This is a genomic window from Micrococcus lacusdianchii (assembly GCF_023155805.1).
Lineage (GTDB): Bacteria > Actinomycetota > Actinomycetes > Actinomycetales > Micrococcaceae > Micrococcus > Micrococcus lacusdianchii.
Map to the genome: position 1 here is coordinate 1 of NZ_JAKNUW010000047.1, position 1,421 is coordinate 1,421.

At 65.2% G+C, this 1,421-nt stretch carries 2 protein-coding genes; both read left to right on the plus strand.

Annotation, left to right across the window (positions count from 1 at the left end):
- Positions 1–140 precede the first annotated feature (140 nt).
- On the plus strand, positions 141–437 hold the full coding sequence (locus tag MA879_RS12250; protein ID WP_248126877.1) for a hypothetical protein: 297 nt from the start codon (positions 141–143) through the stop codon (positions 435–437).
- A 248-nt stretch (positions 438–685) separates the two neighbouring features.
- Positions 686–1,180, plus strand: a complete 495-nt coding sequence (locus MA879_RS12255; protein ID WP_248126881.1) for a GNAT family N-acetyltransferase — start codon at positions 686–688, stop codon at positions 1,178–1,180.
- Positions 1,181–1,421: the final 241 nt, after the last annotated feature.

A 1,421-nucleotide genomic window follows, 5' to 3' on the forward strand; every position in this document is an offset into this window, starting at 1 on the left:
GACTCGTACAAGTCCACCGCCCGCTGCCGGAACTCGTCCGTGTAGTTCTTCCTAGCCATCCCTTGGATTCTCGCTTCCCCATCATCGTGCTGGAATCAGCGTGTCCAAGATCAGGGGTCAAGCGCCCAATGCTCCTGCTGATGCCGGTCACGCACCTGGTCGCTCAGGCCTTCCATGCCCCGACGGCGCAGATCGCTTTTGTGGCCGCCGTCGTCGGCGCGCACTTCCTCCCCTTCGCTCGCGCCTTCCATGCCCTGGTGTTCTGGTGGATCGGCGGGTCCATGGTCGCCCTCGGCCTCGGCGGGGCACTCCTGGCGGCCCTGGGGATACCCGTGGCCGGGCCGGCCGGCGCCGCGGTGGCCGGCGCGGCGATGCTCGTGATCGTCGCAGTGCAGGCATTCTCGACAACACGCCCCGGGCACGACAGCGGCCACTGAACTTTCTGCCGCGTGGCCCGATCCGGGCTCAGGCCCTAGATGGCCTCCTCCAGTCCAGTCGACTTCCGACAGCAGGACGGATCATATGGATCCATCCGGCGGAATCGGTCATTTGTGGCGCTTCTAGATCACGCCACATTCATGGACACAAGTTCGAGGCATGTTCGGGGTAGCCACCCGCTACTTCACTTCGACCAGCACCGACGAGCTGGTTGACATCTCTGAACCACCGGGCTCTGCTTGCCCCTATGACCGAACGGATTGGCCTGCGACCACTGTCCCCCGATGACGCACCCGAGATGGCCAAGGTCCTCGCCGACCCGGCCCTCTACCAGTACACCGGGGGCACACCGCCGACCGTGGAGGGGCTCACCGGCCAATACACCGTTCAGAGTCGGGGCCACTCAACTGACAGGACCGAGACCTGGATCAATCACCTGGTGGTGTTCGAGACCTCCGGGAAAGCACTCGGCTACGTCCAGGCCACCATCCCGGTCTCAGGCCAACCCGCCGAAATCGCCTGGGTCATCGGAGCACCGTGGCAGCGCAATGGTTACGCCTCAGCAGCCGCCGCTCTCCTGCTGGCTGAACTTGCGGACATGGGCGTGAAACAGGTCATCGCTCATATCCACCCCGACCATGGGGCGTCCGCCGCGGTCGCGCGCCGTATCGGAATGAGTCCGACCGACGAAGTCGTGGACGGCGAAGTCCGATGGGAAGGTCCAGTGACCCCCAGGGGATGACCGGCACCTCTCCCACGTCCCACGTCTTGGCTCATCTGCGGCTTCAGACCCAAACGATCGTTTGTGGCGGCTGCTCGGTGTGCCGCCCGGTGACTGTGGCTTCGTTCGCTTGGTGGCGGGGTTTATGCAGCGCTCCGTGGCGGTCTTGTTGCCGCGATCACGCAGGACTGGCTGCAGGTAGGTGTCGCGGTCTGAACCGAGAGGGGTGCGCCCGGTCGGGGCCGTTTGGATCGCTGCCGCT